The 26076-nt window shown below is 59.0% G+C and carries 26 protein-coding genes; 13 read left to right on the top strand and 13 right to left on the bottom strand.

Going from position 1 to position 26076, the window contains the following annotated elements; genetic code table 11:
- The first annotated feature begins 51 nt into the window (after positions 1-51).
- The 8 genes from PLJ71_08355 to PLJ71_08320 all read left to right on the top strand — a co-directional run bounded on the left by PLJ71_08355 (position 52) and on the right by PLJ71_08320 (position 6158).
- Entirely contained in the window at positions 52-1371 is a 1320-nt protein-coding gene (locus PLJ71_08355) for a flagellar hook protein FlgE (protein HQM48686.1), read from the top strand.
- A gap of 214 nt (positions 1372-1585) precedes the next feature.
- Positions 1586-2353, top strand: a complete 768-nt coding sequence (locus tag PLJ71_08350; GenBank protein ID HQM48685.1) for a MotA/TolQ/ExbB proton channel family protein — start codon at positions 1586-1588, stop codon at positions 2351-2353.
- 1 nt (position 2354) lies between these two features.
- The gene (locus PLJ71_08345) at positions 2355-3137 is read left to right on the top strand and encodes a flagellar motor protein MotB (protein ID HQM48684.1); all 783 of its coding nucleotides are present in this window, start codon (positions 2355-2357) and stop codon (positions 3135-3137) included.
- Positions 3138-3153: 16 nt separating this feature from the next.
- Positions 3154-3702, top strand: a complete 549-nt coding sequence (locus PLJ71_08340; protein ID HQM48683.1) for a hypothetical protein — start codon at positions 3154-3156, stop codon at positions 3700-3702.
- Positions 3702-4061 carry a FliM/FliN family flagellar motor switch protein gene (locus tag PLJ71_08335; protein ID HQM48682.1) on the top strand — a complete coding sequence of 120 codons (360 nt, stop codon included), beginning with the start codon at positions 3702-3704 and terminating at the stop codon, positions 4059-4061. The genes PLJ71_08340 and PLJ71_08335 overlap by 1 nt, the downstream gene beginning before the upstream one ends.
- Positions 4045-4902 carry a flagellar biosynthetic protein FliO gene (locus tag PLJ71_08330; GenBank protein ID HQM48681.1) on the top strand — a complete coding sequence of 286 codons (858 nt, stop codon included), beginning with the start codon at positions 4045-4047 and terminating at the stop codon, positions 4900-4902. The genes PLJ71_08335 and PLJ71_08330 overlap by 17 nt, the downstream gene beginning before the upstream one ends.
- Positions 4886-5668, top strand: coding sequence for a flagellar type III secretion system pore protein FliP (fliP, locus tag PLJ71_08325; protein HQM48680.1), 783 nt, complete (start codon positions 4886-4888; stop codon positions 5666-5668). The genes PLJ71_08330 and fliP overlap by 17 nt, the downstream gene beginning before the upstream one ends.
- Positions 5669-5681: 13 nt before the next feature.
- Positions 5682-6158, top strand: coding sequence for a hypothetical protein (locus PLJ71_08320; GenBank protein HQM48679.1), 477 nt, complete (start codon positions 5682-5684; stop codon positions 6156-6158).
- A gap of 47 nt (positions 6159-6205) precedes the next feature.
- Here PLJ71_08320 and PLJ71_08315 read toward each other — a convergent pair whose 3' ends face one another.
- From PLJ71_08315 to alaS, 8 genes are all read right to left on the bottom strand, one after another.
- Complete coding sequence (locus PLJ71_08315) at positions 6206-7186, bottom strand: ROK family protein (protein HQM48678.1); 981 nt, start codon at positions 7184-7186, stop codon at positions 6206-6208.
- A gap of 78 nt (positions 7187-7264) precedes the next feature.
- Positions 7265-9778, bottom strand: a complete 2514-nt coding sequence (locus PLJ71_08310; protein ID HQM48677.1) for a helicase-associated domain-containing protein — start codon at positions 9776-9778, stop codon at positions 7265-7267.
- Positions 9775-9987: a hypothetical protein gene (locus PLJ71_08305; GenBank protein ID HQM48676.1), complete on the bottom strand. Its 213-nt coding sequence runs from the start codon at positions 9985-9987 to the stop codon at positions 9775-9777. The genes PLJ71_08310 and PLJ71_08305 overlap by 4 nt, the downstream gene beginning before the upstream one ends.
- A 119-nt stretch (positions 9988-10106) precedes the next feature.
- Positions 10107-12143, bottom strand: a complete 2037-nt coding sequence (gene fusA / locus PLJ71_08300; protein ID HQM48675.1) for an elongation factor G — start codon at positions 12141-12143, stop codon at positions 10107-10109.
- A 228-nt stretch (positions 12144-12371) separates the two neighbouring features.
- A complete protein-coding gene (locus tag PLJ71_08295) occupies positions 12372-13181 on the bottom strand; it encodes a sugar phosphate isomerase/epimerase family protein (protein ID HQM48674.1) in 810 nt (269 codons plus the stop codon).
- Positions 13168-14301, bottom strand: coding sequence for an endolytic transglycosylase MltG (gene mltG, locus PLJ71_08290; GenBank protein ID HQM48673.1), 1134 nt, complete (start codon positions 14299-14301; stop codon positions 13168-13170). The genes PLJ71_08295 and mltG overlap by 14 nt, the downstream gene beginning before the upstream one ends.
- Positions 14302-14308: 7 nt before the next feature.
- On the bottom strand, positions 14309-14734 hold the full coding sequence (gene ruvX, locus PLJ71_08285) for a Holliday junction resolvase RuvX (protein HQM48672.1): 426 nt from the start codon (positions 14732-14734) through the stop codon (positions 14309-14311).
- 78 nt (positions 14735-14812) lie between these two features.
- The gene (gene alaS, locus PLJ71_08280; protein HQM48671.1) at positions 14813-17440 is read right to left on the bottom strand and encodes an alanine--tRNA ligase; all 2628 of its coding nucleotides are present in this window, start codon (positions 17438-17440) and stop codon (positions 14813-14815) included.
- A 429-nt stretch (positions 17441-17869) separates the two neighbouring features.
- Between alaS and PLJ71_08275 the strand changes: the two genes are divergently transcribed.
- The 4 genes from PLJ71_08275 (at position 17870) to PLJ71_08260 (ending at position 22073) form a co-directional block, all read left to right on the top strand.
- Positions 17870-18007: a hypothetical protein gene (locus PLJ71_08275; protein HQM48670.1), complete on the top strand. Its 138-nt coding sequence runs from the start codon at positions 17870-17872 to the stop codon at positions 18005-18007.
- A gap of 365 nt (positions 18008-18372) precedes the next feature.
- Positions 18373-19950, top strand: coding sequence for a phosphoglycerate dehydrogenase (gene serA, locus PLJ71_08270; GenBank protein HQM48669.1), 1578 nt, complete (start codon positions 18373-18375; stop codon positions 19948-19950).
- A 50-nt stretch (positions 19951-20000) separates the two neighbouring features.
- The gene (gene icd / locus PLJ71_08265) at positions 20001-21236 is read left to right on the top strand and encodes an NADP-dependent isocitrate dehydrogenase (GenBank protein ID HQM48668.1); all 1236 of its coding nucleotides are present in this window, start codon (positions 20001-20003) and stop codon (positions 21234-21236) included.
- 123 nt (positions 21237-21359) lie between these two features.
- Entirely contained in the window at positions 21360-22073 is a 714-nt protein-coding gene (locus tag PLJ71_08260; GenBank protein ID HQM48667.1) for a HAMP domain-containing sensor histidine kinase, read from the top strand.
- A 74-nt stretch (positions 22074-22147) separates the two neighbouring features.
- On the opposite strand, the gene PLJ71_08255 is transcribed toward PLJ71_08260, so the two are convergent.
- From PLJ71_08255 to PLJ71_08235, 5 genes are all read right to left on the bottom strand, one after another.
- Positions 22148-22804: an SIMPL domain-containing protein gene (locus PLJ71_08255; GenBank protein HQM48666.1), complete on the bottom strand. Its 657-nt coding sequence runs from the start codon at positions 22802-22804 to the stop codon at positions 22148-22150.
- 28 nt (positions 22805-22832) lie between these two features.
- Complete coding sequence (locus PLJ71_08250) at positions 22833-23654, bottom strand: PIG-L family deacetylase (protein ID HQM48665.1); 822 nt, start codon at positions 23652-23654, stop codon at positions 22833-22835.
- Positions 23651-24355 carry a hypothetical protein gene (locus tag PLJ71_08245; protein HQM48664.1) on the bottom strand — a complete coding sequence of 235 codons (705 nt, stop codon included), beginning with the start codon at positions 24353-24355 and terminating at the stop codon, positions 23651-23653. The genes PLJ71_08250 and PLJ71_08245 overlap by 4 nt, the downstream gene beginning before the upstream one ends.
- Before the next feature lie 178 nt (positions 24356-24533).
- Positions 24534-24842 (bottom strand): hypothetical protein, encoded by a 309-nt coding sequence (locus PLJ71_08240; protein ID HQM48663.1) that lies wholly within the window; start codon positions 24840-24842, stop codon positions 24534-24536.
- Positions 24843-24861: 19 nt separating this feature from the next.
- Positions 24862-25236 carry a YMGG-like glycine zipper-containing protein gene (locus PLJ71_08235; GenBank protein HQM48662.1) on the bottom strand — a complete coding sequence of 125 codons (375 nt, stop codon included), beginning with the start codon at positions 25234-25236 and terminating at the stop codon, positions 24862-24864.
- 277 nt (positions 25237-25513) lie between these two features.
- Here PLJ71_08235 and PLJ71_08230 point away from each other — a divergent pair.
- The coding region (locus PLJ71_08230) for an MEMO1 family protein (protein HQM48661.1) at positions 25514-26076 on the top strand (563 nt) is incomplete at its 3' end.

Genomic DNA, 26076 nt, shown 5'->3' with positions numbered 1-26076 from the left:
TCTCGCGCTGCCGATTGATTGACGCGGCGCAGCAGCAGGAGGGTATGTGAAATGGGTACAGCAATTTACACTGGCGTGACAGGCCTGCAGACACATCAGCGGCGCATGGATGTCATCGCTGCCAACATCGCGAACGTCAATACGCCCGGGTATCGCGCGGCGCGAGCCCTGTTTCAGGACCTGTTTTCGCAGACACTGGAAGGGGGCCGCGGCCCCGTGGACGGCTTTGGCGGCTCGAACCCGGTACAGGTCGGTTTGGGCGTGCAAGTCGCCACGATTGATACGATCCATACGCAAGGTTCGCTGCAGACCACGGGAAACAACTCGGACCTGGCGATACAGGGAACGGGCTTCTTTGTGTTGAGCGATGGTTCGGGCCTGTACTACACGCGCGATGGTTCCTTCACGTTGAACGCGTTGGGACAGCTTATCGACCCGGCCACCGGCATGCGGGTTCAAGGGTACCTCGCGGACGAAACGGGCGAGGTGAATGTGGGGGCCGTACCCACAGACCTCGAGGTTCCTGTGGGAGGCACCTCTATCGTCCGGGCGACTGAACAGGTCCAGGTGCGCGGAAACCTCAATTCGCAGGCGGTTGCGGGCGATATCATCGAGCGCCGTGTCAACGTGTTTGATTCGCTGGGCACGGCCCGCGAATTACTGACGACATTCACGAAGATCTCTCAGGTAGATGTTGGCGGCACGAACTACAACGCCTGGTCCTACGTCGTGGAATACACCAATTCGGACACCCCGCCGGTGACGACAACGGTGGGAGAGGGCGTTGTTCTGTTCGATTCCGAAGGCAACTATTTTGATGAAGGGACATTAGCCGGCGGCGTGTTTACGTCGCGGCCCGATGGGACTCCCGAAGTATCCGTTCCGCTGGCGGCGTTCGGGGCTCTGGATTCGTACCCCCAAACGCCGTTTGAGTTCCAGATCGATTTCTCGTCCGTTACGGAATTGGCCTCCAACAGCGATGCCACAGTGACCAACCAGGATGGGTTTGCGCGCGGCACGCTGGAGAGCTTCAACATCGCTGGCGACGGAACCATCAACGGCGTGTTCTCGAATGGCCTGACCCGCGTTATCGGTCAGATCGCCCTCGCGTCCTTCGCCAATGTAGGGGGCCTCCAGCGTGAAGGGAATAACCTGTTCCGGGACACCCCTGCCTCCGGCACTCCCCAGATAGGGTTGCCGAATACAGGAGGCCGCGGCCAGGTATCGGGTGGCGTTCTGGAAGGCTCGAACGTGGACCTGGCAACCGAGTTCAGCAATATGATTGTGACCCAGCGGGGCTTCCAGGCAAATGCCCGGACTATCACGACGGCCGACACGTTGCTTCAAGAGACCGTGAACCTGGTCCGGTAGCGCCATGATGCGGGCGATGGCTGAGTGATGCCGGGGCGGCATGCGCGCGGCGCGCGTGTGCCGCCCCGTTTTTCTGGAGTCTTTCCGGCGTAGACCGGGACATCTCAGAGTGCCGAGCCATCCGGCGGTTGTGGGTTTGCGGCCGGAGTGCTAAAATGCTTGCGAACATGCAGCGCATGTTCTGAAAAGGGGAGCCCAGCAAAAGGCGCAGCGTATGGATATCGCGACACTTGTGGGTCTGATTTCGGGGATAACCCTGGTAGTTGTATCGATCCTTATGGGTGGCCATCCGGGCGTGTTTTGGAGTGCGTCATCCGTTGTGATCGTGGTCGGGGGGACGCTGGCGTCCACACTCATCAATTTTCCTTTGGGCGACGTGTTGAGCGTCTTGAACACGGTCAAGAACGCGTTCTTTCACAAAGAAACCCCGCCCGAGAATCTGATTCCCAAACTGGTCGGCTTCGCCACCATTGCCCGCCGGGAGGGAATCCTGGCGCTGGAATCCCATGCTGGTGAAGCGGGGGATGAGTTTCTCGAAAGAAGTGTTCAACTGGCCATCGATGGCACCGCTCCTGAGCTCATCAAGGACATACTGACGACTGAGCTTGCCTTCATGGAAGACCGTCATGCGATGGGGCAGGCGATTCTCCTCGCCATGGGGACATTCGCTCCGGCTTTTGGAATGATCGGCACCCTTATCGGGATGGTGCAGATGTTCGTTACCCTCGATGACCCGTCGAAAATCGGCGAAGGCATGGCCGTGGCGGTCCTTACGACGCTGTACGGGGCGCTGCTGGCCAATGTGGTCTTCCTGCCCGCGGCAGGCAAACTCAAAGTGCGCACCAGCAATGAGCTCCTGGCAAAGGAACTGGTTATTGAGGGCATTCTGTCCATTCAATCGGGGGACAATCCCCGGGTGGTGGAGCAGAAGCTGAAGGCGTTCGTATCTCCGGCCGTGCGGCGCCAAGTCAGTTCAAGGTAACATGCCAAAGGACAAACGCCAGAAAGCAAGCATGGATCCGCCCGGTGCGCCAGGCTGGATGGTGACCTACGGCGACATGATGAGTCTGTTTCTGTGTTTCTTCATTCTCCTGGTGTCCTTCTCGAGCATCAGCGAAAAGAAATACAGTACCGCCGTACAATCTTTGAAAGGCGCGCTGGGCATCTTGCCTTATAATACGTCGGTCATCCAACCTTTACCCGTGGAACAGTTGCGGACGCGCCGTTCGCACGCCGCCGAACGCGCCGCCCGGATGATTAGCGAGCGATTGCTGGTCAACAACAAGGCGAAGGACGTCAAAGTCGAGTTTGACGAAGAGGGCGGCCTGAAAATCAATCTGCCGAGCCAGATCCTGTTTGACACGGCCAAAGCGGAATTGAAGCCCGAGGCGCTGCCGGTTCTCAGCGATATCGGGTCGGTCTTGCGGGACCTGCCCGGCGCCAAAATCGAGATTCGGGGCCACACGGATAGCCGTCCCTTGACGCCAGGAGGAAGGTTCGAGGACAATTATCATCTCAGCTACGGCAGAGCAAAAAGTGTGACGGATTACCTCCATGCGCAATCCCAGATCCCCATGGAGACCTTTGAAATCATTGCGTGCGGGCCGTCGCAGCCCATCGCGACAAATGAAACGGAAGAGGGGATGCAGGCGAACAGGCGCGTGGAAATACATGTGAGCGGGGAATTCTCCAAAGAAACAACAGACGGTTTACGGCGCGGGATCGATGAACTCGAGCATTCGGGCGAGACCGAGCAGAGCCCCTAAGTGAGGAAGAACAGATATGTCTGATGAACAGCCAGCGGCCCCTTCACCCAGGAAATCGAGTTTTGTCAGCATGCTCATCTGGCTGGGAGTTGCCGTTATGGTTGCCGCGATTGCAGCGGTCGTGCTCTACCTGTTTGTGCTGAAGCCCAGGCTTTCCGAGGATGGCGGGGCGCGGTCGTCCCCTGCGGCAGATGCTGGTGACAAACTGAATCCGAATGCCGTCACGGTGGATTTTGATGACGCCGTTGCTTCGGTGAAAATGCCGACGGACAGTCAACTGCCGGCGGCCATGCTGTTGTTTGCCGTATCGTTGGAATGCAATAATCAGATGACCGCTGATCTTCTAGAGAAGCATAGGGCCCGTTTTACGGATATGATCAACAAGCAGCACGAGTTCAGGACGCGGGCGGAACTGGATGATCCGCGCGTCAAGGCGGACATCCAGCGAACCATACTCATGGAAGCGAACACGATTCTGAAACAGCTGCAGCCGGCCGCCATCAATCCCCAAATCCAGGTTACCGCTGTGTTTCACCGGCGTTTCCTTGTGAGCGACCAAATGTAATGGATGCGGATGCAAAACAGGCTCATGATCACGAATTCCGCGAGGTTAGTCCACTCGCGGCGGCAGGCAGCGAGCACGTCTCCCTTGACGATTTAAGACAGGTCAAGATGACCATTACGGCGCATCTGGGAAGTTGTTCCATGACCGTGCGCGAGGTGCTCGGACTCAGGAGTGGGTCCGTTGTGCCTTTGGACAAAATGGCCGGCGAGATGACGGACATCTACGTGAACGGGTTGCCTCTTGCCCACGGCGAGGTAGTCGTCATTGCCGACGAATTACACGTGCGTATTGGCGAGATTGTGGGCCAAGAGGACCGCTCAGGGCTTGATGAGGGGCATGACGATGCATCGGCGGACTAAATGCGTGCTTCCGTTGGTCGGCTTGGTTCTTTGGGCCGGTGCGCTGGCGGTGTTCGCCCAGGAACCGGCGCCGGAAGCGGGCGCAACTGCCCCGGAGCCCGATGAGTACAGCGAGTTCGAAGCGATTCCCCCCCCGAATGTGAAGCTGGGTTCGGACGTCTTGGCTGATGTTCCCGAGAAACCCGTCGCGGAGACGCAACACTCGGCGGAAGAGGGCAAGAAGACCGGTGAGGCCCGGCCGGATGCATTCATGACCCAGCTGAACCGGGAGCTGGACGCCCGGCGCGGTGCAGGGCCGGAGGCTGCCGGCCAGGCGCTTGAAGGGGCTCCGGCCGACCGAACGTCCTACAACATCCTGAAGGCTTTCGGGTGGCTGCTCGTGGTTGTGGCGATGATTCTGTTGGTGTACTACTTCTTGCAGCGCAGGAGCAGCGGCGGGAAGCTGCTGACAGGCAGCCGCCTTGGCGCCGTCTTGGGCAGGCTCTACCTGAATCCCCGGGTATGCCTTCACTTTGTCCGCACGGGTGGCAAAGTCCTTGTGATTGGCCAGAGCCAGAGTGCGCTGTCCCTGATTGCCGATTTTGATGAGGCGGAGTTTGCGGCCGCGCGGGAAGAGTCCCGCGCGGGTGGCGAGGATGGGGCGGGCAAGACAGCGCCAGAGGGCGGGCGGGAATTCTTCTCGGAGCTTCGGGCAAATCTTGCGGAGATCAACCGCGAGACCGGGGGCGAGATGCAGGAAGCGAATTCGCCGGTCGATGAAGACGATATTGCGGCGCTGCGAGGCGATATACACCGGTTGCGGGAATACCTGCGGGACTCGACGCGTGAATCGGAACCCTAAGCGATTGTTCAAAGCGGGGATAATCTGCGCGCTGCTCTTGGTTTCTGCTGCCGCCGCAGCTCAGGGGGCGCCGGAAGAGACGGGTCCGCTGGGTATCGAAAACGTGTTCCGGGGGATGCAAGGGGCAACGTCTCCCGACCGCATCTCCACGACCTTGTCGCTCTTCATATTGCTTACGGTCCTTTCCCTGGCTCCTGCAATCTTCATCATGACCACGTCGTTTCTGCGGATCATCGTGGTATTCGGTTTTTTGCGGCAAGCCATGGCCACGCAGCAGACTCCTCCGAACCAAGTGCTCATCGGTCTGGCGCTTATTCTCACCTTCTACATCATGTCGCCAATCTATCAGCAGGTATACGACGAGGCGTACCTGCCCTATGTGAACGAGGAGATCGGCTGGAACGAGGCCGTTGCGAACACCATTGGCCCCGTGCGCGATTTCATGTTCCGCCAGGTGCGGCCCAAGGACCTGGCCCTTTTCATTGACATCGCGCGGATGGAACGCCCCCAGACGCGCGACGATGTGCCATTGGCCACGCTGACATGCGGGTTCATCTTGAGCGAAATACGCATTGCGTTTCAGATTGGGTTCATCATCTATATCCCGTTCCTGATTATCGACATGGTGGTGGCAAGCACGCTCATGTCGATGGGGATGATGATGCTGCCGCCGGTTTTCGTGTCTTTGCCGTTCAAGATAATCATGTTTGTACTGGCCGATGGCTGGTATTTGCTGATTCAGGAGCTGGTGACCGGTTTCAAATAGGTGAGGGGCGGGTATGGACAAGACGCTGATCGCGATTATCTTGTGCATTCTCCTGTTGGCCGGGATTCCGCTCGTTTGTCAATTGACAAAAGAGCCGGAACCCCTGACTGTTGACAAAATCAAAGACGCATACCGGGCGCAGAATTTCTCCGTAGCCAACGAGCGTACCATCAGCCGGCCGGGGTATCAATCAGATGCCGAAATCTTCATGACCATTAATGGGGCAAAAGTGCACTTATTCACCTATTCGAATCTCGAGGTGATCGAGCAGGAGCGCATCAAGATGGAGGTCGACGTAGCAAGCTCATTGCCCGACTACCAACCGAAAAATATCGCGACAACGGTGCGCAACAAATACTACGTGCTTCTCATCATTTGCGAGAACCCGTCGCTTCGTGATCGTATCGCGAAGGTGTTTCAGCCGCTCGTGAATCCGGGGCCGCCCCCGCCTCCTCCTCCGGATGAGTCCGTGCGGCGCCGCCATTTCTGATAAGGGCCGCATACGCTCAGCCCGGCGGCGATGCCGAGGGCAAGCGCCTACAACTCCCCCAATCGCTCGGCGATCATGTACGCCGCGCCCATAACGACGGCGTCGTCGGCCAGTTTCGCGGTCACGATACGTACGTTGCGCCGCAGGAATGGCATGGCGTGTTCCTTGATTCCCCGCTTGACTTCCTCGAGGTACAGGTCGGGCATCGCCTCGACCAGACCGCCCCCGAGAACCACGGCTTCGGGACTGAGTATGTTGATGGCATTTCCCGTGGCAACGCCGACGTAGTAAGCGGCCTTCCGTATCACCCCCTCGACCATCTTCTCGCCGGCCTTTACAGCGTCAGCCAGGACAGTGCTTCGGATCTTCTCCAGGTCGGTCCCGCAATTGGCCAGGATGTAGGGGGCGTCGCCTCTTGCCGCCAAAGCCGCGACCTGCGCCGCAATAGCCACACGAGAGGCGAGAGCCTCGAGACACCCGCGTTTTCCGCACCCGCAGTAAGGGCCATCCACCTCGAGCGTCATGTGGCCGAATTCGCCCGCTGCACCCGAGAAACCGTAGAAGATCTCACGCTCGATGATGATTCCCGCGCCAATCCCGGTTCCCGGAAAGACGCCCAGGACGCTTTCGCATCCGCTGATTTCTCCAAAGCGGTATTCGCCGTAGGTGCCTACGTTGACATCATTGTCGACGACCACGGGCGTCTTGAACTGCTTCTTCAGATACTGTGCGAGAGGAAAATCTTTCCACGCGAGATTGGGTGTATCGATGATCACGCCGGTCTTGGGGTCGAGCGGCCCCGGCGAGCCAACGCCTATGCCGCGTACGGCGTCCACCTTGGCCTCTTCCAGGGCTTCCTGGATGGTCCGGGTCAAGCGCTCCTCGGTAGGCTCTCCTTTGTTGGATTTGCTCTTACGCTTGTTGCGGCCAATGGGCCTGAACTTATGGTCAAAAACCACCGCCATCAGTTTCGTGCCGCCGATATCGACACCCACCACATGCTCGCCTTGTGACAGAAAATCAGCCATGAAGAGCCTCCACCTGTTGAGGGACGAAGAATAACACGATCGGGCGCGGTCTTTACAGCGTCCGGGCATTACCCGGCTTCAAAAGGATTCATCCTCCAAAAGGCGTATACCGAGGATGCGCGCTAACTTGAAGCTGCGGGCGCCACCGTGCTGGTGGCAATAGCCGCTCAGGGAAGCCGAGGAACCGCTGATATCGAGAGCCACAGGGTTTACTTGGCGGGTCATGGGGCGCGCGCTCCAGGCGGACTGGTAATTGATGAGCACGGGATGCCGTCCTTCGATGGCCTCTTCGAGAATGCCGCGCATGATACGCGGAGGATAGGACGGCAAGGGAACGAGTTCGGGAACGTCCTTCTCTTCCGGGTCTTGCTGAACCTTCTCACGGACGGGGTCCCGGCTTTCCTCGATGCTATGGTCCTCGAGCCAGCGAGGGGCCCATTGCTCCGGAGGGCCGGGGTCGGCAATGTCGCCGGATTTTGCCATCTTGATGCCGTGGTTTTTAAGGAGCTGCCTGAACGGCACCATACTGCCTTGGCGGACAATGAGGGTGTACAGGCCCAACCGGCCCTCGATATGTTTGTCTACACCCGGCACTTGCAGGATGGCTTCGCAGGTTTCAGGGTCTTCGAACCGGACCGCCGTGACGTTCTTGGAGCGCGCTTCACCGACTCCTCCGGCCCAAGCCCGTAAGGCGAGCCGGTACCGGGCTGCCAACGGATGTTTCGCCAAGGCTTCTATTTGTGCCACCAGAAGGGCAGCGTCTTCCTCCGACTTGACACGAGCCGGGCTGAGGGACACCGTCATGCCCTCGGCCGGGGTCTTGGATTCGACTTGGCCGATCTCTTCGAGCCGGGTCTTGAGGAAGAAGTTCACGTCTTCCCAGGAAGCATGGAGGCGCAGCCCTTCATCCTGCTCCAATGCGGGCGGCAAGGAATGGGTGTAATCGATGATCGCGGCGTCTTCAGGGAAGTTGCCATCAATCAAGACAAAGCGTTCGCCAATGCGCACGCTGTTCTGGATATCGGACGCCGTTTCCTTGGCCTGGGTGCTCGTTGCGCATTCGATGACATGACAGAACCGGCGAATCGATATGGCGGCTAACTTGTTCTTCCAGACCTCGAATTGCGTCAACACATTGGAAGGCAAAGGTTTAGTTGATGATCTCTCGAGCAGCAGAACCAGCCGTTCAATGTCCAGACCCGAGCGAACGCCGTGATAGACGCTTTCCTGGGTGAGGCGGTAGGTTGTTGCCATGCCGCCCCGCACCCGCTCGCAGAACATATCCAGCTTCCGGCGAAGGTTCGGCGGGCACCGGTCCAGATAAGCGATGATCTCGAAATCAGGTTGAACCACCAGTGCGTCACGGAGTTCATCCTGAGCGGTGGGGGGAGCGTCGCCCTGTCCCAGGACGTAGTGGCCCATTTCGGTAATGCGAAACAGGCCGCCATCGTCCGCGAGCTCAACGATACCCATGCCCGCGAACAGATTCCTCAGCATCCAGGTAAAAAGGCGTTTCTCATGCGCTTGCCATGCTTGTTGGCGCCACTCGGCGCCCGAACCTCGCGCGCTGGCTTGGATCGCCCGCCACGGTTCCTGCAGGAACAAGACGTTGGGGTCAAGGCGGCGAATCGCTTCCACGAAGGCGCCAGTCGAGTACCACACCCCGGGTTTCTGGGCCTTAAGCACCTCGGCCGCCAACACCTTGTGGTAGGTTCTCCGTTGCGTATGCGGCGGAAGGTACTTCTCCATCGTCTCGACCAGCATCGGAAAGAAAAGTCGTACGTCAGGCAGGGACTCACTGGCGAGATACGCCTCGAAAAGAGCCCTCATCCGCATCGAGCGGCTCCCTGATGCCCATTCGTTAGCGGCGGGGGTGGTGACGAACCGGCCGTCCTTCGAGGCCACACAATCCAGTCCCTCAGCCATGGCCAGAGAGATTTCCATATTCTCGCGAGTCAATCCTGCTTCCCGTGCCATCTCATAGGCCTTTGCCGCGTCCGTCTTGTGCAATGCACGGCCACTGGTTATCCGCGGAGTTAAACTTTCGATGATACGGAGGGTCTCGAGAAACTCGGTCGTGGCCTGAGTAATGGCGGCGGGCTTAGGCGGCGCGCTGGGCGCGGGCGATTCCGGTATCTCGACGTCCAGCAATGGCGGGGAAGGCAGGCGGCGTGCGATATCCTCTGGAACAAACAGCGTCGGGGAAGCAACTCCGTTTGTCACGCTCTGCCGGATATGACTGATGGAAAACGTGCCCTTATTCTGTTCGGGCAGGGCGAGAAGCAGACCCATACGGACCAGCTCCTCGATTTGGTCCAGGGGGGCCCTTTCGCCATAGAGGCCCGGTACCGCGACAAGATCCACCACGCCCATGCGGGTTTGCTTGCCTACCAGCCTGAGCGCGCGTAAAGCGCTGCCCCGTAGTGATTTAAGGCACTGGTCGATGTGCAGAGGGTCGCGCAGTATCTTCTCAATAGCCCGGATGCGGCTTTCGCGGCTGGTCACGGCCAGCTGTCGGGACGCGCAGATGTCCCCCAAGGCCTCAGTGGTGTAGCCGCGCAAACATTCTTTTATGGTGTACTCTTGGGTCACTCTATGACTCTGGGCATATGCCCTAACGCCAGCAGACGTTTCACGACGTCTTCAACGGCTTGCGGCTGCACCGCGATGCAGCGCTCAGACAGACGCGCGCCGAGAAACGTCTGCAGTCCGGGATCCCGCTCAATTTCCTCGATAATGAGAGGGTCCCGCACCTCAAGCAGGGCAATCCGTTTATGGACTTTTCGTCTTGCTATAGGCATAGAGGCGGATAGTATACCTATCCGCGGAGTCAAAAGCGAATTGCTGATGACGCCCGTTCCCCCAAAAAACGAGGGAAGGCCGAAACCTTCCCTCATCAAAGCCGGTGCGCTGCCAGATTCTATTCACCCGCTGCCCTCTGTTTTTCGTAGGCGGCGATGATCTGCTGCGCAATATGTTCGGGCACTTCCTCGTAGTGGCTGAACCGCTGGAAGTAGCTGCCGCGGCCCCCTGTCATGCTTCGGAGATCCGTGGAGTACCGTAGAATCTCGGCTTCCGGCACCTGGACCCGAACCATCTGGCGGCCGGGACCCGCGGGTTCCATGCCCATGATGCGCCCGCGGCGGCTGTTCAGGTCGCCATTCACGTCGCCCATGAACTCGTCGGGAACAACGACTTCCAGTTCCACGATTGGTTCCAGGAGACAGGGATTGGCCTGCCGAACGGCTTTCTGGATAGCCATCGACGCGGCAATCTTGAAAGCCATTTCCGAGGAGTCGACATCGTGATAGGAGCCGTAGAACAGCTCGACCTTGATGTCTACCACCGGGTAGCCCGCGATAACTCCCTTTTCGAGGGCGTCTTGGGAGCCCTTGTCGACATGCGGAATGTACTGCCTGGGGACAACGCCGCCGACGATGCTGTCGATGAATTCGTAACCGGCTCCGCGCTCATTGGGGGCGATCCGGATGTGGACGTCGCCGTACTGCCCGTGGCCGCCGGTCTGCTTCTTGTGTTTGCCCTGTACCTCCGCCGTGCCGCGCACCGTCTCTTTATACGCGACTTTGGGGGTGCGCGTCTCGGCCGCGACGTTGAACTTGCGCTTCATGCGGTCCAACAAGATGTCGAGCTGCAAATCTCCCATGCCGCGAATCACGTGCTCGTTAGTGGCTGTGTCGCGATAGTGGGAGAAAGTAGGATCTTCTTCGGCCATGCGGTTCAATGCCTCTCCGATCTTGTCTTCGTCGGCGCGGGATTTGGGGGAGATGGCGAGCTTTACCATGGATTCCGGCAATTCGATCTTGGGAAGGAAAAGTTCGTTCCCCGCCGCGGCGATAGTGTTGCCGAAATGCGTGTTCTTAAGTTTGGTCATGGCGGCCAAATCGCCCGGGCCCACGCTTTCCACGGGTGTCTGTTCTTTGCCGTTCATGAGATAGATCTTGCCGGTACGCTCTTTGGTTTGCGTGCTGACATTGTAGAAGTCGGTGTCGGATCGAAGCGTGCCCGAGAAGACGCGGAAGAACGTGAGCTGGCCAACATAGGGATCCACGATCGAGCGGAATACCTGCGCGAGGAAGGGGGCGTCCTTGGAGGTGTCCACTTCCTTTTCCTCGCCGCTCCGGGTTTTCGCGGTGATCTTGCGGTCGCACGGCGAGGGGAAAATCGTGGCTACGAGGTCCATGAGGTGTTTCAGGCCAACCTCTTTTGACACGCTGCCGCCGATGATCGGGACGATCTTGCCCGACTGGATACCCTTTTGCAGGCCTTGATTGAATTCTTCGGGAGCCAGTTCGCCGGTTTCGAGGAATTTCTCGAGCAGCACATCGTCCGATTCCGCCACGGCGTCGATCATCGAACTCTTGAGTTCGTCGATCCGCGCGGCCAGTTCGTCATTCTGTTCCGTCAAGATATTGACAGCGCCGGTCAAGCTGTCGGCATGTCCGATAGGCAGCACGAACGGGACGCATTGCTGGCCGTACGTGGCCCGAATAGCCGTCACTACCTCGTCAAAACTGGTGTGTTCGCGATCCAGCTTGTTCACAAATATGGCGCGCGGCGTGTCATGTTTGTCGGCATACTTCATGGCAACGTCGGTACCAACCTGTATGGGGGAGGTGGCGTCCACGACAATGATCACGCTGTCAAGGACGGGGATGGATGCAGCAACTTCGCCCACGAAATCCGCATAGCCCGGGTGATCAACAAGGTGTATGCGCTTCCCTTCCCAATCCAGGTTCATGAGCTTCATGCAGATTGTCTGTTGCCGGCTGATTTCCTCCTCGAGGTAATCGCCGACGGTGTTTCCGTCCTCGATCTTCCCGAGGCGGTTGGTCTTGCCGGCCATATGCAAGATGTGTTCGATCAGCATCGTTTTGCCGGTGCTGCTATGTCCTAAAATACCTACGTTCCGCACGTTTGCCGGGTCGACATTGGCCATTTCAAAAATCCTCCAAAAACAGGTTTATCCTTCGGACAGTGGACCGTATGTGTATGCTGATCCCCGGTAGAAGACCGCCAATCGAGAACGGACGCCAAGGCTCAATTATACTACGAGGCCACTACGGCTCTCAAGCTGGCTGGCTTCACCATCCGGGGGCGTGGAGAGCCGCGCTTTGTGCGAAGTCTCTGCGTCAGGGCTTCTCTCTTGTAGGGCATCGAGCGGCAATCAGCGGCGTTTGGAAATGCCAAGGAACTCGAGGCTCTCGCGCGTGTGTGTATTTGTTTCGAGCGCGTAGGTGATGTCGAGACCCGTCGCCTTGAGGCTTTTCAGAGCTGCTGGAATGTCAAGACTGCCCTCTCCAAGGCCGAGATGGTCGTCATACGTGCCGCGGGTATCATTCATGTGAACATGGGCCAGGTGTTTGCCGTACGTGTCAATCCATTCCGCGACGCTGCGCTGACTGTAGATCTGGCTGTGCGCGATATCGAGGCAGAGTTTGAAACGCGGCGAGTCGATCGCATCGGCGAGGCGGCGCATCGGAGCGGGGTTTTCATCGAACATGTTTTCCATATAGACTGAGACGCCGCGTTTCTCCGCCTGTTCGAGGATTTCCGGCCAGAAGCGCAGGCTGGCCTCATGGTACAGGTCGGGATAGGTCTCAAGTTTCAGCAAAGTGTTGTACTGACTGTGAAACAGGGAATACCCCGCGCCGAGGGTCTGAGCCACATCAAGGGAGCCCAGGTAACGGCTGCGGCAGACGCGCACGATTTCAGGGTCGGAACTCGCATGTATAGTGTCGATGAAGGGGCCGTGCACGCCAATTGGCCCCTCGATATTCTTAATGCGCTCAACCATCGCGGCAAGGGCTTCCGAACAGTCCTTGACCAGCATCTGCGGGAGGGAAAACGTCTGAATCTCCGCTCCAATGCCGTATTCTTCCGCGCAGGCCAGCTCGTGTTCGATATCGCGATTGACTGCAACCATCACTCTGTCGGGCGGCAGCAATTGGGCTCGCGGAGCCTTACTGCGATTCATCGTGTTCTCCAACAGGTTCATCCTCGCGCAGCTCGCGGCGTTGTACCGCGATCTCTCTGCGAAAACGCCGGACGGCCCGGGCGTGTTCCGTCAGGTTCGTGCTGAATGTGTGCGTCTTACCGTCGGCATTGGATACGAAGAACAAATACTCTTCCTCCGCGGGCTTCAACGCCGCGCGAAGGCACGCAAGCCCCGGATTGGAAATCGGACCCGGGGGCAGCCCTTTGCGCTTGTATGTATTGTAAGGCGAGTCCGTCTCTTTGTCCTCGTACAGAATCCGTTCGCCGTACTTCCCCAAAGCATACTGGAGTGTGCTGTCCAGTTCCAGCGGCATGCCTTCTTCCATACGGTTATAAATCACCGCGGCGACAACGGACCGCTCTTCCTCCACACGGCACTCTTCTTCGATGAGCGAAGCAATAGTGACCACCTCGAGCACGTCTCGTCCCGCGGCTTCAGGGATTTCTTCCACGAGTTTGGCGTATTCCTGCTGAAACTGGCCGAACATGCGCTCGACCACGGCGCGTTCGTCAGGCTTTTTCGCGAAATAGTACGTGCTTGGCATCAGGAAACCCTCAAGACTGGGCACCGCCAGCCCCAGGCGGGCAAGCAGCGCCGGATCGCTTGCCGCTTCCTTGAAGGCGCCGGGGTCGTTGAATTGTTCGGCCATCTGCGCGATGGTAAGCCCTTCGGGAACGGTCACCTTGAGTTCATCGGGAACTCCCCCGGGCGGAATGTGCCACGGGCTTCCTTCCTGCAGGCAGTTGAGGATTTCCGTGGGGGACAAGCCGGCGGGCAATTCATAGTAGCCGTGTTTGATGGGCCGGCCGGATTTGTCGAGCCGCATCGCGAGCCGGAAAAACAGTTCGTGCTCCACAAGGCCCCGGTCGGCAAGCAGTTCGCCCACGGCCTTCCCCGTCAACCCTTCGGGAATAGTCACGGAGACCATCTCCCCCGGCGTGCCGGGCCGCGTGACATGGTCATAGACAAGGTAACCGCCTACGGCAATTACAGCGGCCGCCAACAGCAGCAGCACAAATAGAAGCAGGACCGACCTCGCGAACAGGCGCAGGCAGGAACGTTTGGATGCGGGACGCTTTTCTGTTTCTGCTGCGCTCATGGCGGCATCAAACTCCGCGACAACTCTGCCGGCCGAGGTACGTTTGCAGTATATGCTGCGCGGCAACCATATCGATCACGTTCTTGCGCTTGCTGCGCCGCATGTTCGCGCCGATGAGGGCCCGTTCGGCCGCGGCGGTCGAGAACCGCTCGTCCTGAGTCACAATATCAATATCCAGTGCAGTCCGCAGGGTTTCCACGAAGGCGAGCACTTTTTCGGCTTGCGGGCCAATTTCTCCGTTCTGGTCAAGCGGAAGGCCTGCGACAATCCGGACCGCCCCGGTATCTTTGACGATGCCACGAATGGCATCCACGTCTTCTTCTGGAGAGCGTACGGTAATAACTTCCCGTGCCTGCGCGGTAATGCCCAACGGGTCGCTGACAGCGACGCCTATCCGCACGTTTCCTATGTCCAGTCCGATAATGCGGCCGATTTCGGGCAACTTCACCTCCCTACGGTCAACTTGCGCGTTTTTATGTATCGCGAAAATGCGTCCAGCACACATCAGAGCTTACGAGAGGCACTGGCGAACAATTTCGGGCGCCTTTGCGATGACCTCGCCGATCTTCTCAGGGTGTTTGCCGCCGGCCTGGGCCATGTCAGGGCGTCCGCCTCCACCGCCCCCGACGATGGGGGCAAGCAGTTTAACGATATCGCCAGCCTTTACCCGGGACGTGAGATCCTTGGTGACGCCGACGCAGAGCGCAGCCTTTTGTTCAACGCCGGACGCAAGGATAACGATGCCGGAACCGAGCTGGTCCCGCAGCTTGTCCATCACGAGGCGGAGGCCATCGGCGTCCTGGCCTTCGATCTCGGCTGCGAGGAGTTTGACGCCGTCGACGTCCTGTACGCGAGCCATATAATCGACGGCGCCGCCGGTGGCCGCGGCCTGTTTCCAGCGGGTGACATCGCGGTTCAAGCGTTTGTTCTCGTCCATGACGGATTGAACGCGAGAGAGAAGAGAGTCCGCGTTGGCATTCAGCAATTGTGCAACAGCGGTTAGTTGTTCCTCCTGCACCTGAATGACGTCAACGGCGCGCTCGGCGCAAACCGCTTCGATGCGGCGGACGCCAGCCGATATCGAGAATTCGCCGAGAATCTTGAAGGCGCCGATCACCCCGGTGCGGCCGACGTGGGTGCCGCCGCAGAGTTCCATGCTGATGTCGTCGACTTGCACTACGCGCACCGAATCGCCGTACTTCTCTCCAAACAGCGCCATGGCGCCGGCGGCGCGCGCTTCGGCGAGGGGCATGGTCTTGGCGGCGACAGGCGAGTCCGACCGGATGTATTGATTCACGAGACGCTCGATGTCGCGCAGCCGTTCCGCGGGAATGCCTTCGAAATGCGTAAAATCAAAGCGCAGGCGGTCTGGTGACACCAGCGATCCTGCCTGATGCACATGTTCTCCGAGCGTTTCCTGGAGAGCGGCCTGCAAGAGATGAGTTGCCGTGTGGTGGCAGGCCGTTGCGGTCCGCGCCGCGGCGTCGACCGAGGCGAGCACCGCATCGCCCAATTTCAAGCGTCCTTTGGTAACCGTGACGTAATGGATGCGAAGGTTCTCCAGGGGCAACTTCGCCGTGGCCACATGGGCGCTTCCAGTGGCGGTTTCGAGGGTGCCGATGTCGCCGGCCTGTCCTCCCGATTCGGCATAGAAGGGACTTCTGTCGAGGACGATTTCGCCCTCCTGCCCCTCCTCGAGGGCGGCGGTCTTCTTGCCTTCGCGAAGCATGGCCACGATGGCCGCGTCGCACGAAAGCATATCGTAGCCGACGAACTCGGACACGCCGGTCTCGTCGCGGACCTTACGGTAGATGGGCGCGATCTCGTGCTCGCCCGTTCCTGCCCATGCGTTGCGAGCCTGTTCCCGTTGTCTGGCCATAGCCTTCTGGAATCCCTCCTTGTCAACGGCGTAACCGCGGTCCTCGGCGATGTCCGTTGCCAGGTCCAGGGGGAAACCGAAGGTGTCATGGAGTCGAAACAACTCGTCGCCGGGCACCAGTTTCTCTCCCGATTTGTCCAGATTCGCGAAGGTCTCCTCGAGCATGTCCATCCCTCGGGCAAGCGTGCTGGCAAAGCGCTCCTCTTCGGTGTGGATGATCTTCTCGATCTGGAGTTGCCGTTCCTTGAGTTCGGGGTACTGGTGGGCCATGAGATCAACGACCGCACGCGACAACTCGAACAAGAAAGGCTTCTCGAGTCCTATTTCGCGTCCGAACCGCGCCGCGCGGCGCAGGAGGCGCCGCTCAACGTAGCCGCGGCCCTCGTTGCCGGGCAAAACCCCATCGGCAATCATGAAAGACAGGGCGCGGATATGATCGGCGATGACGCGGAACGGCTCGGGGTTCTTCTCGTAAGTTGCCGAGGCCATGGTTTCGGCGTTCTGGATGATGGGAAAGATGTGGTCAACGTCGAAGACGGTTTCCTTGTCTTGAAGGATGGCGGCCATGCGCTCGAGGCCCATGCCCGTGTCGATCCCGCGGTTCTTGAGCGGGGGACGCGACCCATCCTCTTGCTGATCGAACTGCGGAAACACCAGGTTCCAGTATTCCATGAATCGCGCGTCGCCTTCCGAGCCGAGCGGGCCGGGACCGAAGGCCTCGCCGCGGTCCAGATGGAGCTCGGAACAGGGGCCGCACGCGCCGGTGTCGCCCGCCGGGCCCCAGAAATTATCCTTGACACCCAGACGAATAATCTTGTGCGGGGGAATACCAACTTCTTTTTCCCAGATGGCGGCAGCTTCGTCGTCTTCTTCGTATACCGATACCCAAATCCTCTCGGCGGGGATCTTTGCGAGCTGCGTGGAATACTCCCATGCCCAGAGGATGGCTTCCTGTTTAAAGTAGTCGCCGAAGGAGAAATTCCCCATCATCTCGAAGAAGGTCATGTGGCGCGCTGTCTTGCCGACCTCATCGAGATCGTTTGCTTTGCCGCCTGCCCGGAGGCATTTCTGCGCAGTGGCGGCGCGGCGGTACGGCACCGGCACTTCGCCGGTATAGTACGGTTTGAACTGAACCATGCCGGCACTGCTGAACAGCAGCGTCGGATCGTTGCTGGGAACGATCTTGTCGCTGCGTTCGATGGTATGACCGCGTTGACGAAAGAACTCGAGATAACTGGAACGTATGTCGTCGGCTTTCACGCTTATTCTCCATTGGTAGCCTGTGCCCATCCGGGCGATGCTGGAAAGACCCCATAAAATATCGGAAACCACCATGCGTTTTCAATTTCCGCCAGGCCAAGGCCTCAGGGATGCGCCAAGGGAGGCTCTTCTGGGCTAACTTTTTGAAAGCAAATGGCTTACGCGGAACGGGGCATACCTTCGCCCCCGACGCCTGGGATGGCGCGGCGAAGAAATGCAAGAAAGTGCTTGACAACTTCCCCCGGATGTGGTACATATCCGCCGTTTGTGCCGGGATGCCGATGATGATAACACGTAACACCTTCGCAACCGGCACGCCTGGAGCAACGTCACGCGTCCGGCGGCAGCGAATCATCCGACTGCCGAGGCCCCAAAGGCAACGCCGCGCGGACATACCAGAGAATCTTATGAAAGGAGGTGGATTGCGTCATGCATCGCTGCGCACTGTGTAACGAGCACATTGAGGAAGTGGACATCCAGTTCAACGAAGTAGCCATTCTCGAAGACGAGTACTGGCATCTGGATTGCTACGCCGAGTACTTCGGCGAGGTCTTTGAAGAAGCATAAGTATCCCTTGAGCGATTTCCCGCTTAATTACCCTAAGGTAGGCCGAGTCAGGCCGCCCGGGTATTTTTTTTGCCCTCATATTGAATAACGCGCCGTCTCCGAACCTCCGGGACGGCGTTTGCCGTTGACACCCTGGCGCCGATGGTCTCCATTCTGTGGACTGTGGGGAGGGTTTGAGCACTCCAATCCTGCCGCCCCTGCACTGTTTGACTTCGCACACGGTGTTTGGTAGATTCAGCGCTTCACTCGAGTGAGGGAAGTCCGCGGTCGCGAAAACAGCTTTCGAGGCCGTTCATTCAACTTGGGCTAGCGCGTAGAGGGTGGACTGTAACTACGCGAGATTCCGGTTCATAAGGGAGGAACCTATGCCAAAAATCCTCGCCCTCGACAACCTGAGCGAACTCGGCCTCGAAGTATTCCGAAAAGAAGGATTCGAGCTTGATATTAAGCCGCCGCAGAAACCCGACGAACTGGCAGCCATTGTAGGCCACTACGACGGGCTGGTGGTCCGCAGCGCCACGAAGGTAACCGCGGAGGCCTTGGTCAATTCCGGCAAGCTCAAAGTGATTGGCCGGGCCGGCGTTGGCACGGACAACGTAGACAAGGCGGAAGCGACCAAGCGCGGCATCGTGGTAATGAACGTCCCCGGCGGCAACACGATATCGACCTGCGAACACACGTTCGCGTTGTTGCTGGCCCTCTGCCGCAATATTCCGAAGGCCCATCAATCGATGCACGAGGGGCGTTGGGATCGCAAATTGTTCATGGGAACCGAGGTGCGCGATAAGACCCTGGGAGTCATTGGCGTGGGGCGGATTGGCGGCGAGGTTGCGAAACGGGCGCTGGCCTTCGAGATGAAGGTCTTGGCCTTTGACCCTATCTTGACCAAGCTCAAGGCCGAGGCGCTCGGAGTAGAATTGGTGACCTTGGACGAGCTGATCGAGCGCTCGGATTTCATAACGATTCATGCGCCCAAGAGTGACAAAACCCTGAATATGCTCGGGTACGACCAGCTCAAACGCATGAAGCGAACGTGCAGAATAGTGAACTGCGCCCGGGGCGGCATCGTGAACGAGGCGGACCTGGCGCGGGCCCTCAAGGAAGGGTTGATTGCCGGCGCGGCCCTTGACGTATATACCTCTGAACCCTTCGAGAACAATCCGTTCCTCGAACTGGACAACGTCATCATGACGCCTCACTTGGCGGCGTCCACCGACGAGGCCCAGTTGACAGTGGCCGTGGATGTGGCCAAGCAGATGGTCGAATACCTGAAGACGGGCACGATCGTCAATGCCGTCAATGTGCCGAGCCTGGACGGCGAGACGCGCAAGAAACTGGCGCCGCTGCTCTATCTGGCCGAACGGCTGGGAACCTTCCAATCGGGGTATATGCAGGGCACGCCCAAAGCTATTCGTATCGATTACGGCGGCGCGCTGCCGGTGACGGATACGTATCCTCTCACCGTTGCCGTGCTCATCGGTTTCTTGAAGCCGCTGGTCGAAACCGTCAACGAAGTGAGCGCCCCCAGCTTGCTCGAAGCGTACGGCATCGAGTTCAGTGAAACACGCCGCGCGGACACCGCGGACTACAATTTCCAGATCGGGGTGACGGTCGAGACGGACAAGGAAACCCATCATGTCGCGGGGACATTGTTCGGAAACGACGATCCGCGCATTTGCGTGATCGACGGGACCCGTGTTGACGCTGTTCCGGAAGGCCACATGGTCGTGTGCCGCAACGAGGACAAGCCGCTCATCATCGGGCGCGTGGCCACGATCATCGGCGATGCCGGCGTGAACATCGCCAACCTGGTGCTCGGGCGCGACGAACGCGGAGGCAGGGCAGCCACGATCCTGAATATCGACGATCCCCTGTCTGAGGAAGTGATGGAAAAGATTCGCGCCGTACCGCACGTGAAAGAGGCGCGCCAGGTAGAACTGTAGCCGTCAGTTCGCCCTTAGAGGTTATGGCTAAATGAGGTAAAGGTATACGCATGCACAAATTCGACCACATCAGGGTCCCGGAAGGCGGCAAAATCGCGGTAGCAAGCGACGGCTCGTTGCTGGCGCCGGACAAGCCGGTTATCGCGTTCATCGAAGGCGACGGCACGGGACCCGACATTTGGCGGGCCTCGAAGATGGTCTTCGACGCCGCGGTCAAGCATTGTTACGGCGGCAAGCGCGAAATCGCATGGATGGAGATCTTCGCCGGCGAGAAGGCGAACACCGTTTGCGGCAGCTATCTGCCCGAGGAAACCCTTGAGGCTATCCGGGAGTACCGCGTGGCGATCAAGGGACCGTTGACGACGCCGGTCGGAGGCGGGTTCCGGAGCTTGAACGTGACGTTGCGCCAGCGCCTGGACCTGTTTGCGTGCGTGCGCCCCGTGCGCTATTTCCCGGGCGTTCCAAGCCCCGTGAAGGAACCCGGCAAGGTTGACATGATCATCTTCCGGGAAAATACCGAAGACGTGTATTCCGGTCTCGAGGTCCCGGAAGGGTCGGAAGAGGCCAAGAGGCTCATCGCATTCTGCAAGAAGACATTCGGGTGGGACATCCGCCCGGACTCGGGCATCGGGATCAAGCCGGTGAGCGTACAGGGCACCAAACGGCTGGTTCGCGCGGCCATCAAACATGCGCTGAAACACGGCCGGAAGTCGGTCACTTTGGTGCACAAAGGCAATATCATGAAGTTTACGGAAGGGGCCTTCCGTAAATGGGGATACGACCTTGTGCGCGAGGAGTTCGCCGCCGTAGCCGTGGGTTGGGACGATTGCGGGGGGAACCCCGGCGGCAAGCTCCTGGTGAAAGACACCATCGCCGACATCTTCCTGCAGCAGATACTTACGCGTCCGACGGAATTCGATGTCATAGCCACCATGAACCTGAACGGCGACTACATGAGCGATGCTCTTGCGGCTCAGGTGGGCGGCATTGGCATCGCGCCCGGCGCCAATATCAACTACGAGACGGGCATGGCGATCTTCGAGGCGACTCACGGCACAGCCCCGAAATACGCCAACCTCGACAAGGTGAACCCAAGCAGCGTCATTCTGTCGGGCATCATGATGTTCGACCACATCGGATGGACGGAGGTTTCCGAAGTCATCATTCAAGCGATGACGCGCACCTTCGCTAACAAGACCGTCACATACGATTTTGAACGGTTGATGGCCGGGGCTACCTTGCTCAAGTGTAGCGAATTCGGCAAAGCAGTCATTGAGAATATGTAAATCAGCGCCGGATTTACGCGCCAATAGGGGTATTCAGGGCAACGCTCTTGAATAATCCTGTAGGGTGTGCCACTATTCAACGTATCGGTGTGTTCCACTCTGACAGATTCATGAGGAACGTGAATGGTGCCGGACCCAGCAGCCCTTTTCGCGGAGGAATCGTCACGGGAGAAGTTTGCCCGCCTTTACCGCTACTCGCAGGTAGGGCATTGTGTCAGCAGCGTGACGCATGACGTCAACAACTTCCTTGGGGCCATCCTGGCCTATGCCGAGCTGGCAGGGCTGGAAGGCAATCAAACCCCCGAGTCGCGCCGCATGCTCCAGGAAATCATGACGGCGGTCCGGAGGTCAAGCCGTCTGATCAACAACCTGACCACGATCGCCCGGCGCGAACGGCCCGACATTCGAGTAGTGAGGCCCCGGGAAGTGATGGAGGACGTTCTTGACCTGCGGCGTTATGACCTGAAAGTGGCGCACGTGAGTGTCGAGACGGACTACCAGGACGCCCTGCCAGAGATTTCAGTGGACTTGCCCAAACTGGAGCAGGCGATCATCTACGTGCTGTCGAATGCCATCGAAGCCTTGGAAGAAGGTGAGAAACGGTTGTTGAAGGTTTCTGTGCTGGCCGGCAACGGGAACGTCGAGTTCCGTTTTTGGAACTCGGGAGGAGAGGTCTGCGAAGAGGTCCGCAGCCGGATGTTCGAGCCGTTCTTTACCACGAAGGGGGGCGACCATCTCGGGCTGGGTCTGTGGGCTGCGCGGAATATCCTGCGCCCTCAGAAAGGGGACGTGGTTTACGACCCGTCGTACGGTTTTTCGATCGTGGTCCCGCGATAAGCCGGCGGCATCCCTGCGCGGGCCTTTGGGATTCAATCGGAGCACGTTTCCGCCAGCAGGGCGAACCGGCTCGACTACTCCAAAACGTAGACAACCTCCACTTTGGCGACGCACGCGGCGCGCTCCGAATCCGGCTGGTCAGCGGCGTACTCGGGGTCCTGATTCCAGCTCACTTCCACCACCCGCACGTCAAGGATCGTGTCTATCCGCGAAGACATGGCTTGCGCGGCTGCCTCGGCATGCGGCAAGGCGTTTTCCATGGCGCGTATGATGGCCGAGCGTTCAAAACTGTCTTTCTGGGAGACTTTCAAGACGGGGCCCGTCAGAAGAGCGCTGGTGTCTTTCGCGACTCCGCGCATGGCGTCGCACAGTTCCGCCAGTCTGAGAACGGGTTCGTCCACGCCGGTGGCTAGTCTCCCGATGGTAAACTGCAGGCGCAGAGCGAAAGTCACAACCATGGCGTTCGCGTCAGGAATATTGGGGGCTGTGACAATGGTCTCGAAGGGCGCAATTTCGCGGTCTTTGAGGAGACGCAAGACGCTCACCTCGGTGGTTTTGACTTTGGGGGCCGCTTCCTGGAGGGTCGTCCCGGTCAACTTGTAGTACAGCCAGAACTCGGCGCGGTCGGGAGCAGTTGCGATCGTAGCGATTCCCGGCGCCGTAATGGTTGAGGCGGGCAACGGTTGTGTGTCTTGCGCATGGGCAGCGGAGCCGAGCAGCGCGAGGAGCATCACAAACGGGGAAAGCCACCGGAGTTTCTCAGCGCGCCATCTCAGGAAAGAACGGGAAGAGCTTCCGCAACTCCTGATCGGACGGCTGGCGGCCATAGGGGCAGGTTTCAAACGTTTCAACATAGCGTGTTTCCCTTGCCTGGTCGGGCCCGTACCATTTTGCGAGGAGGTCCCGGTTGATTTCCGCATGTTTCGTAAACGTTCTATCCCAGTTCGCGCGCAGCCACTCCTTTCGAGCTTCGCGGCTGCTGGGCACCTGGTCAAGCTGGCCCTCGAGCCAAGGCAGCCACTCGTACATCTGCGATTCCATGGCGTCGAGCATGTCATACTTCACGTCCATGACATCGTCGATAGCGACGGCGATGTCCGGCGTCAAAGCCAAGGTGCTCGGGCGCGCATGCATCAGATAGAAAAAGCACGGATTGCCGCGCAGAGCCTCGACCCCGGGACAGCAATTGGGCACCGTTACCATAAACGAAGCATCTTGAACCAGCGTTGACGTGTAACGGTGATCGGGGTGGTAATCGGCGGGATGGTGGCTGACGACAATCCCGGCATCATGGGAGCGTATGATTCGGATGACCTCGTGGCGCACGTCCAGGGTGGGCATCAATTCGCCATCGTGATGGTCAAGTATAAGCGTTTCGACGCCGCCGCGCTGGGCCGATAGCGCGGACTCTTTTCTGCGGCGGCGCGCCAATGCCCCCCCGCCCATGTCATGATGGCCCGCATCCCCATTGGTCAGCGAGACGAAGAGCACTCGGTTGCCCGCCCGCACCCACTTAACGGCCGTTCCTCCTGCGTAAGCCTCGCAGTCGTCGGGGTGCGCCCCAAAGATAACAACGTTCATGGGTTCCCGCCAGCGGTGGCGTCTGCACGTTCCGCAGGGGCGCTTGCCTTGGCGGTATTCGCGACATTTTCGGCGGGCGGGGCAGCGGCCTCTATGAAGTTGATGCGAAGGGGAGGAGTCGCTACGGCTCTCGAAAAACGGCTCTCGGGCACTTCAGCGGTCATCGGGTCGACCGTTTCCGGGTCGGTTCCTTCCGGCATCAGCAAGGCTTCGACATCGAGCGTGACAAGCATGGTCTCCGGAATGTAATCGCGAGCGGCGAGAACGTTCACGGTGTGTTCCGTCACGCTGGGTTTCACGGACTTGCCGATGACGGTCCCAAAGGCGCCTAACACATGGTCGCCGTCTTTGATGGAGATTCGCAGCGCACCGGGGTTTTTCGCGAAATCCCGGCGGGATTTCACTCCGATAGTCAGCCACAGCTCTTTGGGGAAAGGCGGCGAGACGTCTACCGTCAACAGGTTCATGTGGCCCATAGCGTCGACGAGGGGCGTAGCCTTGATGTTGGGCGCCTCGGACTGCTGGGCGATTTTGGCGTCGATCAGAACCGCTTGTTCGAGATCGCCGACGTTGTCTTTCAATGGGCCGGATGCGGATTGACCGCCGGGACCGCCCGCGTTAGTCGTGGTGGGCGTGGCTTGTTTCCCGTTGCAGGCGCCCAGCACTGCGGCAATCAAGGCGAGAGAGAGAATACGTTTCATGTAACTCGAACCCCCATGGTTCCGGCAGGCGGCACAATAGCCTGCCGCCGTGTTCAATTCTGCGCATTATCGCACGGAGATGATAGCAGGCAATCGCGATGCGTGTACAGTCTCTCGCGCCGCTGATTGGACCGGCAATCATGGCTGACCTGCCTGTTGCGGCGCCATGAGGGGGAAATCAGCTGTTCTTGCCGCTTTCGCGGGTGCGGCGCTCGGCTTCTCGCAGACGTTTGCGAAAGTCTTCATCGCCCAGGGTCTGGTGAAACAGTTCTCGTTCATCCACGCGGTATTGCGCGCGGATATAGCGAAGGTCCCAGAAGGCCAGGAACAGCGCGACGAAGAAGAAAATGAAAAAGACTATCCAGTAGACGATGAAATGCGTGATGGACTGGCGCGGAAAAGCCCAGTGAAGCCCCCCGTAGGCAAGCACAGCGCTACACCCAATGGCTATGCCTCCTGCGATGCGCCATTTGGTTTGGAGGGTCATGTTTTCTTGTCGCCCTGTCCTATCTGTCGTAGACCCACACGCGTTCTTCGTACGTTTCGCCGGAAGGCGTGCGCACCAGGCGCGTTTCATAATGGCCGGTTGCCGCCGGGGCGTTGGTCCGGTAGGCCGTTGTTTGTGGCGGGGCTGCCGCCGCTCGTTGGCCGGCCTTGTCGATCTGGTCCCCTACGAGGGCCCCGGTGAGAGCGCCGATGCCGGCGCCGATAAGGGCTCCTTCGCCCTGTTTGCCAACCTGGTTGCCCAGAATAGCGCCGGTGCCCGCCCCGAGCAGTCCACCCAAGACGGTGCCGTCTTGGACCGGCGTCGTGTTGCAGCCCGCAAAGGCTACTGCAACGCCAGTCACAAGCGCTATGATTGTCAAGGTTTTAGCATTCATGGCGTGAAACCTTTCATTCATTTAGCCGTACTCATTCTACCACAGGCTGCGCCGGAGGCAGTCTTCAGAGTTCCTCATTCACCCTCCACTCAACTAGACGCATTAACTGGCCTTGTATTCATACTGGGGGCATCCCGGCTTGAGCCATCCCCGCCTGGTCTTCATAGTTCTGGGATACTTTCTCCTTTGGCCGGGGGAAGATCATCCGGTCACGCCATCACGATTGCGTTCTGGGGGCGATTGCATTGCGCGAACAGAGCCTATATAGTCGTTGCCTATGGCACTTCCAGCACTGCGGAATATTGATGCATTTCCTGTCGAGCACGAAGGAGAAACTCTCATCGTCGTGCACGATCCGGAGTATTACGTCGAGGAGCAGCTTGTTCTGAGCCCGATAGCGTTCTTTATCGCCAGTCAGCTCGATGGGCTCAATGAAGTGACAGACATTCAATACCTCCTGTTTCAGCAGACGGGCGGGCGCGTGGCCTCCGAAGACCAGATCCGCGAGGTGGTTGCACATCTCGACGAACACGGGTTTCTGGAATCGCCGCGGTTCGAAGCTATTTCGCGCGGCGTCCGCGACTCATTTGCAGCGGGGAAGACGCGTCCGGCGTTTCTGGCGGGAAAATCGTATCCGGACAACGTGAACGACCTTCGCGCCTTCTTGGATGCGATGTTTACGGAACCGGACGGGCCGGGGCCGGTACGGCGAGAGGAAATCGTCTCCGAAAAGGGTGTGCGGTGTTTGATTGCTCCTCACATCGACTTTGCGCGCGGGGGGAGCGCCTATGCCCACGCGTATGCCCGTCTTGCACGGGGACGCAAGCCGGAAACGGCGAT

This window comes from Candidatus Hydrogenedentota bacterium (assembly GCA_035416745.1).
GTDB lineage: Bacteria > Hydrogenedentota > Hydrogenedentia > Hydrogenedentales > SLHB01 > UBA2224.
Note: the sequence above shows the minus strand (reverse complement) of the source record. Positions and strands in the feature narration are given on the sequence as shown.